Consider the following 13,882-nt stretch of genomic DNA (forward strand, 5'->3'; position numbering starts at 1 on the left):
CGAGCAACAGGACCTAGGGGGCGCTGGTGGCGACCGGTACGACGGTGTTCAGCCGGGTGACGGTGGTTGCGCCGCGAACGCGTATCGACGTCGCGTTGCCGGCCGACGTCGCGGTGGCCGACCTGCTGCCGATGCTGCTGGACATGGCCAAGGAGGCCACTCCGGACGGCGGCGTGCGGCACGGCGGCTGGACGTTGGCGAAGCTGGGCGACAGCCCGCTCGACCCGAGCCGCACGCTGGCCTCGCTGGGCGTGGTGGACGGCGAGCTGCTCCAGCTCCGCAAGCGGAACGAGAACCCGCCGCCCCCGCTCTACGACGACGTGGTGGACGCGATCGCGGAGTCCGATCCGGACAGCTTCCGCCCGTGGACGAAGGACACCGCCCGCCGCTACGGCCACCTCGCCGGCGCGTTGGCCCTGATCACGGCCGCCGTGGCGGTCCTGCTCTCCGGTCCGCTGGTCGGCGGCAGCGGCCTGTGGCCGGCGATCTGCGCGGGCGCGACGGCCGTCGTGGCGCTGGCGGCCGGCGCGGTCATCGCGCGGTCCTACGACGCGACCGGCACGGGCGTGCTGATCGCCGCGGCGGGCGGCCTGCCGATGGCCTACGTGGCCGGCCTCTACACCGTGCCGGGCGAGATCGGGCGGCCGAACCTGCTGCTGGCCAGCGTGCTGGTGCTGATCTTCGCGTCCGCCGCGATCCTGCTCATCGGGCGCGGCATCACGGTGTTCATCGCGGCGGCCACGGCGGGCGCGCTGAGCGGCCTGGCGTTCCTGATCGGGATCTTCGTCGACCACCCGGTGGTCGGGATCGCGGCGGCGACCGCGGCGGTGTCGCTGGCGATGCTCTCCGCGCTGCCCCGGCTCACCATCCAGTTGGCGAAGCTGCCGCTGCCGACCGTGCCGGGCAGTGCCGAGGACCTCAAGGAGGACACCGGCTTCCCGGAGTACGCGGTGATCGAGCGGCGCACCGCGAACGCCCACGAGTACCTGACGGGCATGATCATCGGCTGCGGCGGCATCGCCGCGGTGTTCTCGGTGATCGCCGCCGGCGACGGCACCGTCTTCGGCCCGATCCTGGCGGTCGTGGTGGCCCTGGTGCTGCTGCTGCGCGGCCGGGCCTACGCCAACGGCGCGCAGGCCGTGGCGCTGCTGGTGTCCGGCATGGTGGCCGGCACGGGCGTGCTGATCGGCTGGCTGGTCGAGTCGAGCGCCGCGAACCGGCTGCTGTTCGTGTTCGGCACCCTCGTGGTGGTCGGCGCGGGCGCGCTGGTGCTCGGCGTGATCTTCCCCAACCAGAAGTTCTCGCCGGTGCTGCGCCGCACGGTGGACGTGCTGGAGGCCATCCTGATCGCCGCGGTGCTGCCGCTGGCGCTCGCCGTGATGGACCTCTACGTCGCCATGCGCCAGTTGATCCCGGCCTGACCGCCGTGGACCGCACCGCACGCGCCCTCGCCGCCGCGGCAGCCGTCGCGCTGGTCCTGGTGTCCGCGCCCGGCGCGTACGCCCAGCAGCCGACGTCCACCGCGCCGGCGCGGCCGAACTCGGTCCCGCCGCCGGTCGACCTCGGCAAGTACCTCAAGCCGTTCAAGGCACCGGCCGAGGACGTGAACTACACGCCGAGCAAGCTCTGCTTCCAGTCCAACACCGGCAACCAGCCGATCCCGAACAAGCCGTGGGGCCAGATGCAGTTGCGCCTGGAGGAGGCGCACCGCTTCGCCACCGGCGCGGGCGTGAAGCTGGCCGTCATCGACACCGGAGTCAACGCCGAGCACCCCCGGCTCAAGGGCCGGGTGACCGCCGGCGGCGACTACGTGGAGACGGAGAAGCGCGGCACCACCGACTGCGACGGCCACGGCACCGAGGTGGCGGGCGTGGCGGCGGCCAGCCGGGACGAGCAGACCGGGTTCATCGGCGCGGCACCCGAGGCGGAGATCATCGCCTACCGCCAGACCAGCGACCACTTCAAGTACGAAGACCCGGCCAAGGTGGACAACCGGTCCTCGGCGGGCAAGGTGCGCACCCTGGCGGAGGCCATCGTGGCCGCCGCGACGGCCGGGGCCCAGGTCATCAACATCTCGCTGACCTCCTGCGAGCAGCCGCACGAGCCGAGCGAGCAGGAGCGCGAGCTCCAGGCCGCGATCCACTGGGCGGTGAACGAGAAGGACGCCGTGATCGTGACGGCGGCGGGCAACATGGGCACCGACGGCAAGGGTTGCAGCATCCAGAACGACAACCAGGACACCGACGCGGTCAACGTCGTCGCGTCGCCGCCCTGGTACGCGGACAACGTGCTGTCGGTGGCGTCGATGAGCCAGAACGGCGTCGTCTCGAACTTCTCGGTGTGGGGCCCGTGGATCAGCGTGGCCGCGCCGGGCGAGGAGATCACCACGCTGGACCCGGCCGGTCAGGGACTGGCCAACGTCCACGTCGACGAGCGCGGCACGCCCAGCCGCATCCAGGGCACCAGCTACGCGTCGCCGTACGTGGCCGGGGTGGTGGCCCTGGTCCGCCAGCGCTTCCCCGACCTCGACGCGCGCCAGGTGATGGACCGGATCAAGGCCACCGCGCAGCACCCCGGCAACCCGGGCGGCCGGGACCACAAGGTCGGCGCGGGCATGATCAACCCGGTGGCCGCGCTCACCGCGGAGCTGCCCTCCGAGGAGGGCCGCCGGCAGGACACCCCGCCCCAGCTCATGACCGACCTCGGCCCGATGGACCCGCCGGACCACACGCCGCTGATCGTGGCGCTGTCCGGGACGGGCGCGGGCGTGACCCTGCTGCTGCTCACGCTGTTCACCGTCCACACGGTCAACCGCAACCGGGCCCGCCGGGCGACGCCGGTCAAGCGCGGCATCGGCTGAGCCGACGCGGGACGGGCCGAGCTCAGTCCTCGCCGACGACCTGGGGCGCGGTCTTCTTGGGCTTGCCGAACAGCTCCTCGGCGGAGCCGGCGATGCGGACCTTGGACTTGTGCTCCTTGTCCCCGCCCTGCTGGCCGCCGGCACCGGCCATGCCGCCGCCCATCATCCCGCCGCCCACCATCCCGCCACCGGCCGCGCCGGACGCCGGACCGCCGCCGCCCGCCGCGACGGGCCTGGACGCGGCCTCGGACGGGCGGGGCTCCTGGACCATGGCGGCCCCGCCGGGAGCGAGCTGCGGCTCGGGCGTCGAGCTCGCGGGCACACTCCCGCCGCCCCCGACACCACCGCCTCCGACACCGCCCCCACCAGGGGTTCCGCCACCGCCACCGGGGGTTCCACCACCGCCGCCACCGGGAATTCCACCGCCGCCACCGCCACCGGCGGCGGGCTTGGGCGCGTCTCCGGGCTTGGGTGCGTCGCCGCCACCACCACCGCCACCGCTCGTGACCGCCGCCGGCGCGCCGGCGGCCTGAGGCTCGGTGAACGACCAGTTCCGCTCCGGGTACCGGTGCTCCATCGTGACCTCGGCGAAGTCCGCCGACCCGGACACGCCGTCGCACAGCTTGAGGAACGCCTCCAGGACGTCCCGGACGGACTCGTAGAGCTCCTTCGCCGGGCCCCGCAGCTCGTCCAGCGCCTCGATCACCCGCCGGTCGCCGTCCAGCGGCAGCGCCGCCGCGCTCGACACGGTGTCGGCGGCCTCGGCGAACACCCGCGACATGTCCGAGACGATGTCCCGGATGCCGTCGGCGGTCAGGTCCAGCGCGTCGCCCATGGCGTGCATCGCGTCGGACATGTCGTGCCCGGCCAGTCCCACGGTCTGCATGTGCGCCACGAACGAGTCCGCGTCCCTGCCCTGCCACGCCGAGTCCAGCTTCCCCAGCGGCTTGGTCAGGTCGCGCGTCACGTGCTCGGCGACCAGGCCCGCCGCGCGCCACCGCTCGGCCTCGTCGTGCAGGTCGTTCCACGACCCGACGACCGGCGTGAAGTACTCCTCGACCAGGTCCAGCACGCCGAGCCGGCGGCTGATCCCGGACAGGTAGTCCAGTTCCGGCCCGACCTCGGCGGCGATCTGCCGCCCGTCCCTGCCCCGCACCACGCCCCCTACCGCCGGTCCGCGTTCTTGATCAGCGCGACGGCCTCGTCCTCCTGGGAGCCGTAGTGCTCGGCCACCGCGTGCAGCCCGTGCGCCGCCGAGGTCAGCACCTCGCAGGCCCGGTCCAACTGCTGGTTGAGCAGCGCGGCGGCGCGGCCGTAGGACTCCGCGCTGCGCAGCGCGCGGCCGAGCTCGCCGAAGCTCTGCGGGCGCACGGGCTCGACCCGCAGCCCGGTGCGGGCGCGGGCCAGCTCCTCGGCCGCCTCGTCCACCCGCTTCGCGTACAGCTCGACCCAGCGCGCGTCGACCGCGATCCGGCCGGTCCGCGCCGGGGTGGACGGTCGTGACACCTCGTTCACCCGGACACCTCCTCCCGTTCGGACGGCGTCCGGGTCGCGGCGGTTCCGCCGGACGGGCGACTCAGCCGCCGGCAGCCTTCTTCTCCTGGGCCTCGGGCAACTGGCCGAGGTCCTTCGGCACCGGGATGGAGTCCCAGCTCCGCACCGCGTCGGTCCGGTTGAGCTGCGGGCCGTTGGGCAGCAGCCGCAGGATCGACTCGGGTCCCGGGGTGAACTGGTCGCCCAGCCCGAGCGCCCCGCTGACCACCGTGTCCGGGATGCCGTACTTCACACCCCGCCCGGAGATCAGGTGGATGGGTCCGCTGCGGAAGTCCTGGGTGGACGTCGCCGACCGCACCACGGCCGACTTCCCGGACGCCATCATGAACTTGCCGACCACCTCGCCGGTCGCGCCGACCTGGTTGATGTCCACCGCGACCGCGTCACCGGGCACCGGCAGCGCGGGCGCGATGGTCACCTGCGTGTGCTGGGACCGGTTGTCCGCGTTGGGGTTCTCGGCACGCCAGTTCAGGCACACCACCCGGTTGTTCTGGTTGGGCTCCAGCACGTCCGGGACCTCGGTCGGGTAGTCGAGGAAGTCCAGCGGCTGCGCGGGCTTGCGGGTGTCGATGCGGGCGATGTCGACCCGCTTCGCGTCCGCGCCCTGCGCGTAGGCGGCGCGGATCAGGTCGCCGGCCGCGCGGCTGATCTCCTGCAACGCGTCCTTGAGCGCCACGTAGAACACCGGGTCGGCACCCGTGCGGACGACCTCGATGACGTCGCCGACCTCCAGGTTCACCCCGCTCAGGTAGGTGACCGGCTCGCCGAGGCCGGGGATTTCCGGCGCGCGCAGCGGCTTCGCCTCGGGGATCGCGTTGAGCAGGCCGGAGCTGATCGCGCGGACCGTCTTGCCGCGCAGGTTCAGCGCGGTCTGCACGTCCGCCTTGGTCAGGTCCACCTTGGCCCGCACGGTCGAGGTCGAGGTGATCTTCGAGTTCACCGGGGCCTTGTAGATCAGGTACGCCTGCTTGTCGTCGGTGCCGGTGCGGACCAGCAGCGCCTTGTTGCCGTCCAGCAGCCGGCCGCCGCTCATGCCCGCGAGCACCGTGGTCTCGAACTTGCCCTTGGCGGTGGGGTTGTTCAGCGTCTCGTCCAGGTCGAGCGTGTCGCACACCGACCACTCCGGACCGATCCGGTCCTCGGTCTTGGCGGGCAGCACGTCCGGGCCGTCCGGGATGCCGGTCAACCGGCCCTTGGGCAGCTTCGCGAGGGCCTTCTCGCTGACCAGCTTCGGCTCGCCGCCCGCGACCTGCGGCCCGGCGTCGACCGCACCGGCCTGCGCGTCGCCGCCGCCCACCGCGCCCTGCGCCTTGTCCGGGTTCTGCCGGTTGAGGATCAGCAGCCGCGCCGAGGCCAGGTTCGTCATCGGGATCAACTGCTGGGGGTCCTGGCGGACCACGTAGACCTGCCCGGTCTCCTTGCTGATCGCGATCTGCGTGTCGCCGTCGATCCTCGGGTCCGGCGAGAAGAAGCCGAACACCAGGAAGCCGATCAGGCCGATCACCCCGAGGATGACGCCCACCGCCGTCGCCCGCGAGTGCGTGCGCATGGGGTCGTGCAGCATCACCGCGTCCCGGCGCACCAGGGCGGATTGCATCCGGCGCAGCACGAAGCGGTACGCCTGGACCTGTGACTTGGTGGTGGGTGTTGATGCCATTCGAGGCTCGCTGCTCTCCCAGTCGCGGTACGGTCTGCACGATAGCCGGACGGCGGGTGGCGCGTGTGCGGGTTGGTCAGACCCGGGTCGGTCCGCCCGCCGAACGCCGACGGAAAGAGAACCAGATCGGATGTCCGTGACCACCCCACATCCGGGCCCGCCCAACCCCGCCCCCGCACGCGCGCAAGCCTCCGGGGGCGCGGTGCGCGCCGCGCTGCTCCGGGCGCGCCGCCGCGCCACCGGGGCCGGCATCGGCTCGCTGCCGGTCGCCAACCTGGTGGTCCTGGAGGTCGGCGTCGCGGTCGGCCTGATCCTGATCGCGATCGGGACGACCGGCGACGTGGTCGCCCCCGCCCTGCTCTACACGGCGGGCGGGATCGTGCTGATCTCGCTGATCCTGGCGTTCACCCGGTCTCGCGGCCGGTGGCTGACCCAGTGGATCGGCCTGATCGTCCGCTACAACCTGCGCGGCCACACCCGCAGCGCCCAGCGCTCCGGACCGGTGGAGATGAAGCCGCCGTCCGAGGAGGAGACCTCGGTCATCGGACCGGACGACCCGCGCGTGGCGCTGCTGCGGCTGGCCGTGCCGGACCTGGTGGTGGCCAAGGGCGTGGACCACGAGCACCGCCCGCTGGGCATGGCCTGGCACCAGGGCGCGTGGACCGCCGTGCTGCTGGTCGACCCCGCGCCCGGCCTGATCACCGCGGTGGGCAGCGCGCCCGCGCTGCCGCTGGGCGCGCTCGCGCCGACCCTGGAGGACCGGGGCGTGGTGCTGGACGCGATCTCGGTGATCTGGCACTGCTACCCGGGCAGCGCGGCGCTGCCCGCGAACTCCCCGGCGCTCAACTCCTACATGGAGGTGCTCGGCCCGCTGCCCGCCGCGTCCCGGCGCACCACGTGGATCGCGGTCCGGCTGGACCCGAAGCGCTGCGCGGCGGCGATCCGGGAGCGCGGCGGCGGCGTCGTCGGCGCGCACCGGGCGCTGATCGGCGCGCTGTCCCGGGTGCGCAACGCGCTGGAGTCGGCGGGCGTGTCGATCCGGCCGCTGGACTCCGACGAGCTGATCCGCGCGGGCATCTCGGCCGCCGAGCTGACCTCGGTGGCGGGCTCGAACAACTCGGTGTCCCTGCGGGAGAAGTGGTCCGGGGTGACGGCGGGCGGGGTCGGGCACGCGTCCTACGCGATCACCGGCTGGCCCGCCAAGGGCATGCGCAACAACCTGAACGCGCTGACCGGCGTCCGGGCGCTGTCCTCCACGCTGTCCATGACCATCTCGCCGAGCAGCGAGCAGGGCCAGGTCGGCCTGCGCGGCCTGGTCCGGGTGTCCGCCCGCACGCCGTCCGAACTGGACCGCGCGGACGACCGGCTCAAGGCGCTGTCGGGCAAGCTGGACATCACGCTCACCCCGTTGAACGGCCTCCAGGTCGCGGGCCTGGCCGCCACCCTGCCGCTGGGAGGTGTCGCGTGACGAACTCGCGGCTGCTGGACACCCGGGGCCAGGGCCGGGGCGTGGCCCCGGAGTTCCTGGTCTCGCCGCAACTGCTGGACGTGGTGTCGCCGTCCGGCGACCGGGGCGGCATGGTGCTCGGCTCGGGCCTCAAGGGCGAACCGCTCACCATCTCCGTGCTGCGGTCCGCGCCGACCCGCATGGTCGTGGTCGGCGGGCTGTACCTGGCCCGCCAGATCGCGCTGCGGGCCATGGCGACCGGCGCGTGGATCACCATCGCGACCGGCCGGCCGCAGGCGTGGCAGCCCGTGGTGCGCGCGGCGGGCGCGGGCCAGGACGGCCGCCCCTCGCCACTGGTGCAGCTCCGCCGGCTGAGCCCGGTGGAGCTGCCGAGGCCGTCCGAGGACAGCCCGCTGCTGGTCGTGCACGACGGCGGCCACGTGCCGCAGGAGCTGTTCCCGCCGCGTTCGCCGTGGCAGACCACGATGTACGTGCTGCCGTACCTGCACCCGCAGGCGGCCACCACCGCGAACACCGCGGACCTGGTGCTGCTGCAACGGCTGCCGGTCGGCCAGGCCCAGTTGGCGAGCCAGATCTGGCGGCTGCCGCCGCAGATGGCGCACCAGTTGACCACGTTGAAGGACGACCAGGTGATCGCGCTCGGCGCGAACCTGTGGCGGCCCCTGCGCCTGGTGACCACGCCCGGCGAGCAGCAGATCCTGGGTGCCGTGCGACGCGGCGACTGACCCACCCGACCCGCACCGACCCCGTGCCCCGGACCCCTCGGTCCGGGGCACGGTCGTCCGCGTCCGTCCAGTCACCCTCCGCAGCTATTCATTCACAGCGCGAATAAATTCTGTGGAGAGGCCATTCGTCGCATGTTCCCGGCGGATTCTTGCGCGGGTACCTCGGGGCGAACTAGGAAGTTACTCACCGTGTCCGACCGGTTTCGGGGGACGAACCCGGTGGGCGCACACCCCGGTGAAGAGGAGACCCCCTGCCATGGGAGACGTGCACACGTCCAGGACGAGACGGGCGGCCGGTGTCGCACTGGCCACCGGCACCGCACTCGCGGTGACCGCCGCGCTCACCGGCTTCACGGCCACCGCCCAGGGCGACATCCGCGGCCTCGGTGCCGAGAACGCCGTGCCGGACAGCTACATCGTGGTGTTGAAGGACGTCGGCGCGCACATCGCGCCCACCGTCGACGCGCTCAGCGCCAAGTACCAGGCGAAGGTCGGGCACACCTACACCAGCGCGCTCCGTGGTTTCTCCGCGACCATGTCCGAAGCGCGGGCCCGCGCACTCGCCGCCGACCCGGCGGTCTCGTACGTGCGGCAGGACGCCGTGGTCACGATCGCCGGCACCCAGTCGCCCACTCCGTCCTGGGGCCTGGACCGGATCGACCAGGCGGCGCTGCCGCTGGACAACTCCTACACCTACCCGAACGGGGGCGAGGGCGTCACCGCCTACGTCATCGACACGGGCATCCGCTTCTCGCACACCGACTTCGCCGGCCGCGCCACCTCCGGGCGCGACACCGTCGACAACGACAACGACGCCACCGACTGCAACGGCCACGGCACGCACGTCGCCGGCACCGTCGGGGGCACCAGGCACGGCGTGGCCAAGAAGGTCAGTCTCGTCGGCGTGCGGGTGCTCGACTGCACCGGCTCCGGCACCTACGCCGGGGTCATCGCGGGCATCGACTGGGTCACCGCGAACGCCGTCAAGCCGGCCGTCGCGAACATGTCCCTCGGCGGCGGCGCGGACGCCACCGTCGACCAGGCGGTCCGCAACTCCATCGCGGCGGGCGTGACCTACGGCCTCGCGGCGGGCAACGACAGCGGCGCGAACGCGTGCAACACATCGCCGGCCCGCACCACCGAGGCCATCACGGTCGGCTCGACGACCAACGCGGACGCGCGCTCGTCGTTCTCGAACATCGGCACGTGCCTGGACATCTTCGCGCCGGGCTCGAACATCACGTCGTCCTGGTACACCGACGACAACGCCACCAACACGATCAGCGGCACCTCGATGGCGACCCCGCACGTCGTCGGCGCGGCGGCCGTGCACCTGTCGGCGAACCCCGCCGCGACCCCGCAGCAGGTGCGCGACGCGCTGGTGAACGGTGCGACGAACGGCGTCGTGGGCAACCCCGGTGCCGGCTCGCCGAACAAGCTCCTGCGCGTCGTCGGCGACACCACCCCGCCGCCCACGGGCTGCCCGGCGAAGACCAACGCGACCGACGTGACCGTGCCCGACCAGGGCGTCGGCACCAGCACCATCGCGATCGCGGACTGCGCGGGCAAGGCCGGCGCGCTGGTGACCGTCGAGGTGCACGTCAAGCACGGCTACCGGGGCGACCTGTCGGTCGACCTGGTCACGCCCAGCGGTGCGGTCAAGCAGTTCAAGGTGCAGAGCGGCACGGACGGAGCGGACAACCTCGACGCCACCTACACGGCGAACTTCGCGACCGAGAACGCCAACGGCACCTGGCAGTTGAGGGTCCGCGACTGGTACGCCCAGGACACCGGCTTCATCGATAGCTGGACGATCGACCTGTAACCCCGCCGGACCGACTCCGCGCACCGGCGGCCCCTCACCCCGTTACCCGGCGGTGAGGGGCCGCCGCGCACAAGCCGTTCGTGGACGGTCGTCCACCGCCGAAGGCGGATCGGTCAACCACGGCCACCAGACCGGTCGGTCAACGGCTCCAGGGCACCACCTAGACCGCGGGCGTGCGGCACTGCGCCTTGTCCGCGCACGCGCGCAACGCCTCCAACACCTTGGGCCACGTGCAATTCGGCTCGGTCTCCAGGTTGTGCGCCGCGATCCGCCGCCGCTCCTCGTGGTCGCCCGCCAGCCGCACCACCCCGCCCACGAGGTCGTCCGTCAGCACGCCCTCGACCCCGTCCCGCACGAAGTCCGCGACCCCGGTCCCCGGCCGGGCCACCACCGGCACCCCGGCGGTCCGCGCCTCCAGCGTCGCCAGCCCGAACGCCTCGGCCACCGTCGGGTTGACGAACACGTCCGCCCCGGCCAGCAGCCGGGAGATCCCGGCCCGGTCCAACCGGCCCGGCAGCGACACCCAGTCCATCCCGTGCCGCCGCAGGTAGCGCAGCATCGGGCGCATCTCCGGGCCGTCGCCGGCGATCGTGGCGCGCAGGTTCCCGACCTGTTCCTGGGCCTCCCGCAGCACTTCCAGCAACCGCATCGGGTGCTTCCGGGACGCCAACCGCCCGACCGACACGACGTGCACCGTCCCGTCGGTCCGCCGCTCCGCACCGCCGCGCCACTGCACGGGCGTGATCCCGTTGGGCACCACCGACACCTCGACCCCCGGCAGCGCCGCGCGCATCCGGTCGGCCGCCGCCGTGCTCACCGCGCCCAGCACGAGCGGGGTCCGGGTCCAGCCGCCCACGCGGTCGAGCCAGCGGTAGGCGCGCCGCACCGACGGGTCCCACATGCTGTGCACCACCGCGACCGTCGGCAGCCCGAGCCGCAGCGCCGAGCGGATGCCCGACCACGCGAACGGTGAGATCGCGCCCACGTGCGCGTATACGACGTCCGGCCGCACTTCGGACAGGATTCGATCAATGTGCTTGCCCGCGCGGGGATGCACTGGCAGGTTCCACGGCAAGCGCATGGCGACCCGGTGCACCCGGTACCCGGGTGGCTGTTCGGCCAGCCGGGTGGCCGTCACGACGTGCACCTGTTCGCCGGCCCCGCGCTGCGCGCCGGCGAGGCCGGCGACCTGCACCTCGATCCCGCCCAACCGCGGGAGGAAGCAGTCGGTGACGTGGATGATCGACACATGGACTCCCGTCAAGCCGCCGAACAGACCAACTGACACTCTTGCACCTGTGAGCCGTACCTGTGTGTTCTTCCACGCCCACCCGGACGACGAAGCCCTGCTGACCGGCGGGACCATGGCCCGCCTCGCGGCGGAAGGCCACCGGGTCGTGCTCGTCGTGGCCACCGCGGGGGAACGCGGACTGGCGTCGGACCGGCACGACCTGGGCGCGGTCAGGACGCAGGAGGCCCACGTCTCGGCGAAAGCCCTGGGTTGCTCACGCGTCGAGTTTCTCGGCTACGAGGACTCCGGTCTGGACGGTTCCGCGGGATTCGCCCGTGCGGACGTGTCGGAAGCGGCCGGACGCCTCGCGGAACTGCTCCACGAGGAGAAGGCCGACCTGCTCACGACGTACGACCCGACCGGAGGATACGGGCACCCCGATCACGTCCAGGTGCACCGGGTCGGCGCGCTCGCCGCGGAGCTGGCAGGCACACTGAGGGTGTGGGAGGCGACGGTCGACCGGACTCTGCTGCTGCGCGGGCTGCGCCTGGCGCGGCTGGTGCGCGACTTCGACCTGACTCCGTTCAAGTCGGCTTACACGCCGCGCGAGGAGATCACCCACAGGGTCAACGTACGCCGTTACCTGGACCAGAAGCGGGCCGCGCTGGCCGCGCACGCGACGCAGACCACGGGCGGCGAGGACCCGCGCACCCTGACGGCCCTGCTGAGCCTGCCGAAACCGTTGTTCCGGCTGGTGATGGGCACGGAGTGGTACGTGGAACGCAAGCGCTTGCGAGCTCGGTGACCACTGCCGCGGAGGCCGACGTGCCCGCCCGTCCGACCGGCTCGCGGTGGCGCACCTGGCTGCGGCTGGGCGCGTCGGTCGCGTCCCTCGCCCTCGCCGCCTGGCTCGTGGTGGAGATCGTGCCGACCGTGGGCGGCGTCGACTGGGCCACCATCGGCGACCGGATGTCCGACGTCGGCCCGCTCGCCCTGCTGGGCCTCACCGCGCTGTGGCTGGCGGGCCTGTGGGCGTACACCTACGTGCTGACCGGTTCGCTGCCCGGACTGCGCAACAGCCAGGCGTTCAGCCTCAACGCGGCGGGCAGCGCGGTCAGCAACCTGCTGCCGTTCGGCGGCGCGGCGGGCGTGGCCGTGACGGCGGTGATGGCGGCGAGCTGGGGCCACTCGGTGCGCGCGATCGCCTCCTCCACCATCGTCAGCGGCCTGTGGAACGCCCTGGGCCGGGTCGCCCTGCCGCTGGTGGCGCTGGCCATCCAGGGCGCGGCGGTGTTCGGCCAGGGCGTCCTGGCGGCCACGCTGGGCACCGCTGCGGTCCTCACGGCGGTGGTGATCGCCCTGACGCGCCTGCGGTGGCTCAGCGGCGTGCTCAGGGGCCGCGCACGGCGGTTCGTGGTGCGGTTGCGGCGGCAGAACGCGGCCGTCGTCCGGAACGGCTGGTCGAAGATGACCCTGGGGCTGCTCGCCTACCTGGTGCTGCAAGCCCTGCTGCTGTGGTGCTGCCTGGCCGTGACCGGCACGGAACTGCCGCTGCCCGCGCTGATCGCGGCGTTCGCGGTGAGCCGGCTGCTGACCCTCGCGGTGATCACGCCGGGCGGGTTCGGGGTGAGCGAGAACGGCACGATCGCGTTGCTGGTGGCGCTGGGCACGCCCGCCGCGCCGGCCGTGGCCGGCGTGCTGCTGTTCGCGGTCTTCACGTTCCTCGCCGAGATCCCGCTGGGCGGTGCGGCGTGGCTCACCTGGTCGGTGCGACGCGCACGTTCCGGGTGACCAGCGCGCGTTCCGCGAGCCGGGCGTCCTCCGGGTAGTCGACCCGCACCAGCGACAAGCCGTGCGGCGGCGCGACCGCGACCTCGCTGGACCGGGCCGTCAGCGCCAGCAGCGACGCCGGCCACCCGACGGGCTTGCGCCCCTCCCCGACCGCCAGCAGGGCACCGACCAGGCTGCGCACCATCGAGTGGCAGAACGCGTCGGCCGAGACGAACGCCGTCAGCACGTCCCCGGAGCGCTCCCACGTCAGCCGTTGCAGCTCGCGGATCGTCGTAGCGCCCTCGCGCCGCTTGCAGAACGCGCAGAAGTCCTTCTCCCCCAGCAACAACGCCGAAGCGGCGTTCAGCGCGCCCAGGTCCAGCGGACGCGGCCACGCCAGGGTGTCCAACCGCCGCAACGGGTGCGCGCCGGAAGGGGCGTCCGTCACGCGGTACTCGTAGTGCCGCCGCAGCGCGGCGAACCGGGCGTCGAAGGCGGCCGGCACCACCCGCGCGGCGAACACCCGGACGTCCGGGGGCAGCGCGCGGGCCAGCCGCCGGGGCAGCCCGGCCACGTCCACACCGGACGGCAGGTCGACGTGCGCCACCTGGCCCGCCGCGTGCACGCCGGCGTCCGTGCGGCCCGCCACGGTGAGGTGCACGTCCTCGCGCAGCACGGTGGACAGCGTGTCCTCCAGCACCCCGCACACCGTGCGCCGCTCCGGCTGCCGCGCCCAACCGGAGAACCCGGTCCCGTCGTAGGCCAGGTCCAGGCGCACACGAACGAGCCCGT

The 13,882-nt window shown here is 73.2% G+C and carries 12 protein-coding genes; 7 read left to right on the top strand and 5 right to left on the bottom strand.

The window, feature by feature from the left end; genetic code table 11:
- Window positions 1-26 precede the first annotated feature (26 nt).
- Window positions 27-1,421, top strand: coding sequence for a type VII secretion integral membrane protein EccD (gene eccD / locus AB0G01_RS07380; protein WP_360940715.1), 1,395 nt, complete (start codon window positions 27-29; stop codon window positions 1,419-1,421).
- Between the two features lie 5 nt (window positions 1,422-1,426).
- The gene (gene mycP / locus AB0G01_RS07385; RefSeq protein WP_360940717.1) at window positions 1,427-2,860 is read left to right on the top strand and encodes a type VII secretion-associated serine protease mycosin; all 1,434 of its coding nucleotides are present in this window, start codon (window positions 1,427-1,429) and stop codon (window positions 2,858-2,860) included.
- Between the two features lie 22 nt (window positions 2,861-2,882).
- Here the strand turns inward: mycP and AB0G01_RS07390 are convergent, their stop codons facing one another.
- The 3 genes from AB0G01_RS07390 to eccB all read right to left on the bottom strand — a co-directional run bounded on the left by AB0G01_RS07390 (window position 2,883) and on the right by eccB (window position 6,071).
- On the bottom strand, window positions 2,883-4,019 hold the full coding sequence (locus tag AB0G01_RS07390) for a hypothetical protein (protein WP_360940719.1): 1,137 nt from the start codon (window positions 4,017-4,019) through the stop codon (window positions 2,883-2,885).
- A gap of 5 nt (window positions 4,020-4,024) precedes the next feature.
- Window positions 4,025-4,375, bottom strand: a complete 351-nt coding sequence (locus tag AB0G01_RS07395) for a hypothetical protein (protein WP_360940721.1) — start codon at window positions 4,373-4,375, stop codon at window positions 4,025-4,027.
- Window positions 4,376-4,436: 61 nt separating this feature from the next.
- Window positions 4,437-6,071, bottom strand: coding sequence for a type VII secretion protein EccB (eccB, locus tag AB0G01_RS07400; RefSeq protein ID WP_360940722.1), 1,635 nt, complete (start codon window positions 6,069-6,071; stop codon window positions 4,437-4,439).
- A gap of 130 nt (window positions 6,072-6,201) precedes the next feature.
- On the opposite strand from eccB, the gene eccE reads away from it, so the two are divergent.
- From eccE to AB0G01_RS07415, 3 genes are all read left to right on the top strand, one after another.
- Window positions 6,202-7,539, top strand: coding sequence for a type VII secretion protein EccE (eccE, locus tag AB0G01_RS07405; RefSeq protein WP_360940724.1), 1,338 nt, complete (start codon window positions 6,202-6,204; stop codon window positions 7,537-7,539).
- The gene (locus tag AB0G01_RS07410) at window positions 7,536-8,264 is read left to right on the top strand and encodes a hypothetical protein (RefSeq protein ID WP_360731309.1); all 729 of its coding nucleotides are present in this window, start codon (window positions 7,536-7,538) and stop codon (window positions 8,262-8,264) included. Before eccE ends, AB0G01_RS07410 begins: the two co-directional genes overlap by 4 nt.
- 256 nt (window positions 8,265-8,520) lie before the next feature.
- Window positions 8,521-10,089: a S8 family serine peptidase gene (locus AB0G01_RS07415; RefSeq protein WP_360940726.1), complete on the top strand. Its 1,569-nt coding sequence runs from the start codon at window positions 8,521-8,523 to the stop codon at window positions 10,087-10,089.
- A gap of 160 nt (window positions 10,090-10,249) precedes the next feature.
- On the opposite strand, the gene AB0G01_RS07420 is transcribed toward AB0G01_RS07415, so the two are convergent.
- The gene (locus tag AB0G01_RS07420; protein ID WP_360940728.1) at window positions 10,250-11,338 is read right to left on the bottom strand and encodes a glycosyltransferase family 4 protein; all 1,089 of its coding nucleotides are present in this window, start codon (window positions 11,336-11,338) and stop codon (window positions 10,250-10,252) included.
- A 49-nt stretch (window positions 11,339-11,387) separates the two neighbouring features.
- On the opposite strand from AB0G01_RS07420, the gene AB0G01_RS07425 reads away from it, so the two are divergent.
- On the top strand, window positions 11,388-12,125 hold the full coding sequence (locus AB0G01_RS07425; protein WP_360940730.1) for a PIG-L family deacetylase: 738 nt from the start codon (window positions 11,388-11,390) through the stop codon (window positions 12,123-12,125).
- Window positions 12,122-13,111 carry a lysylphosphatidylglycerol synthase transmembrane domain-containing protein gene (locus AB0G01_RS07430; RefSeq protein WP_360940732.1) on the top strand — a complete coding sequence of 330 codons (990 nt, stop codon included), beginning with the start codon at window positions 12,122-12,124 and terminating at the stop codon, window positions 13,109-13,111. Before AB0G01_RS07425 ends, AB0G01_RS07430 begins: the two co-directional genes overlap by 4 nt.
- On the opposite strand, the gene truA is transcribed toward AB0G01_RS07430, so the two are convergent.
- Entirely contained in the window at window positions 13,077-13,868 is a 792-nt protein-coding gene (gene truA / locus AB0G01_RS07435) for a tRNA pseudouridine(38-40) synthase TruA (protein WP_360940734.1), read from the bottom strand. The genes AB0G01_RS07430 and truA overlap by 35 nt on opposite strands.
- Window positions 13,869-13,882: the final 14 nt, after the last annotated feature.

Origin of the sequence: Actinosynnema sp. NPDC023587, assembly GCF_040640215.1 — a bacterium.
GTDB lineage: Bacteria > Actinomycetota > Actinomycetes > Mycobacteriales > Pseudonocardiaceae > Actinosynnema.

Excerpts from the sequence above, each read along its gene's own strand:
- eccE (WP_360940724.1), top strand. The coding sequence starts at position 6,202 with ATGTCCGTGACCACCCCACATCCGGGCCCGCCCAACCCCGCCCCCGCA.
- AB0G01_RS07415 (WP_360940726.1), top strand. The coding sequence starts at position 8,521 with ATGGGAGACGTGCACACGTCCAGGACGAGACGGGCGGCCGGTGTCGCA.
- eccB (WP_360940722.1), bottom strand. The coding sequence starts at position 6,071 with ATGGCATCAACACCCACCACCAAGTCACAGGTCCAGGCGTACCGCTTC.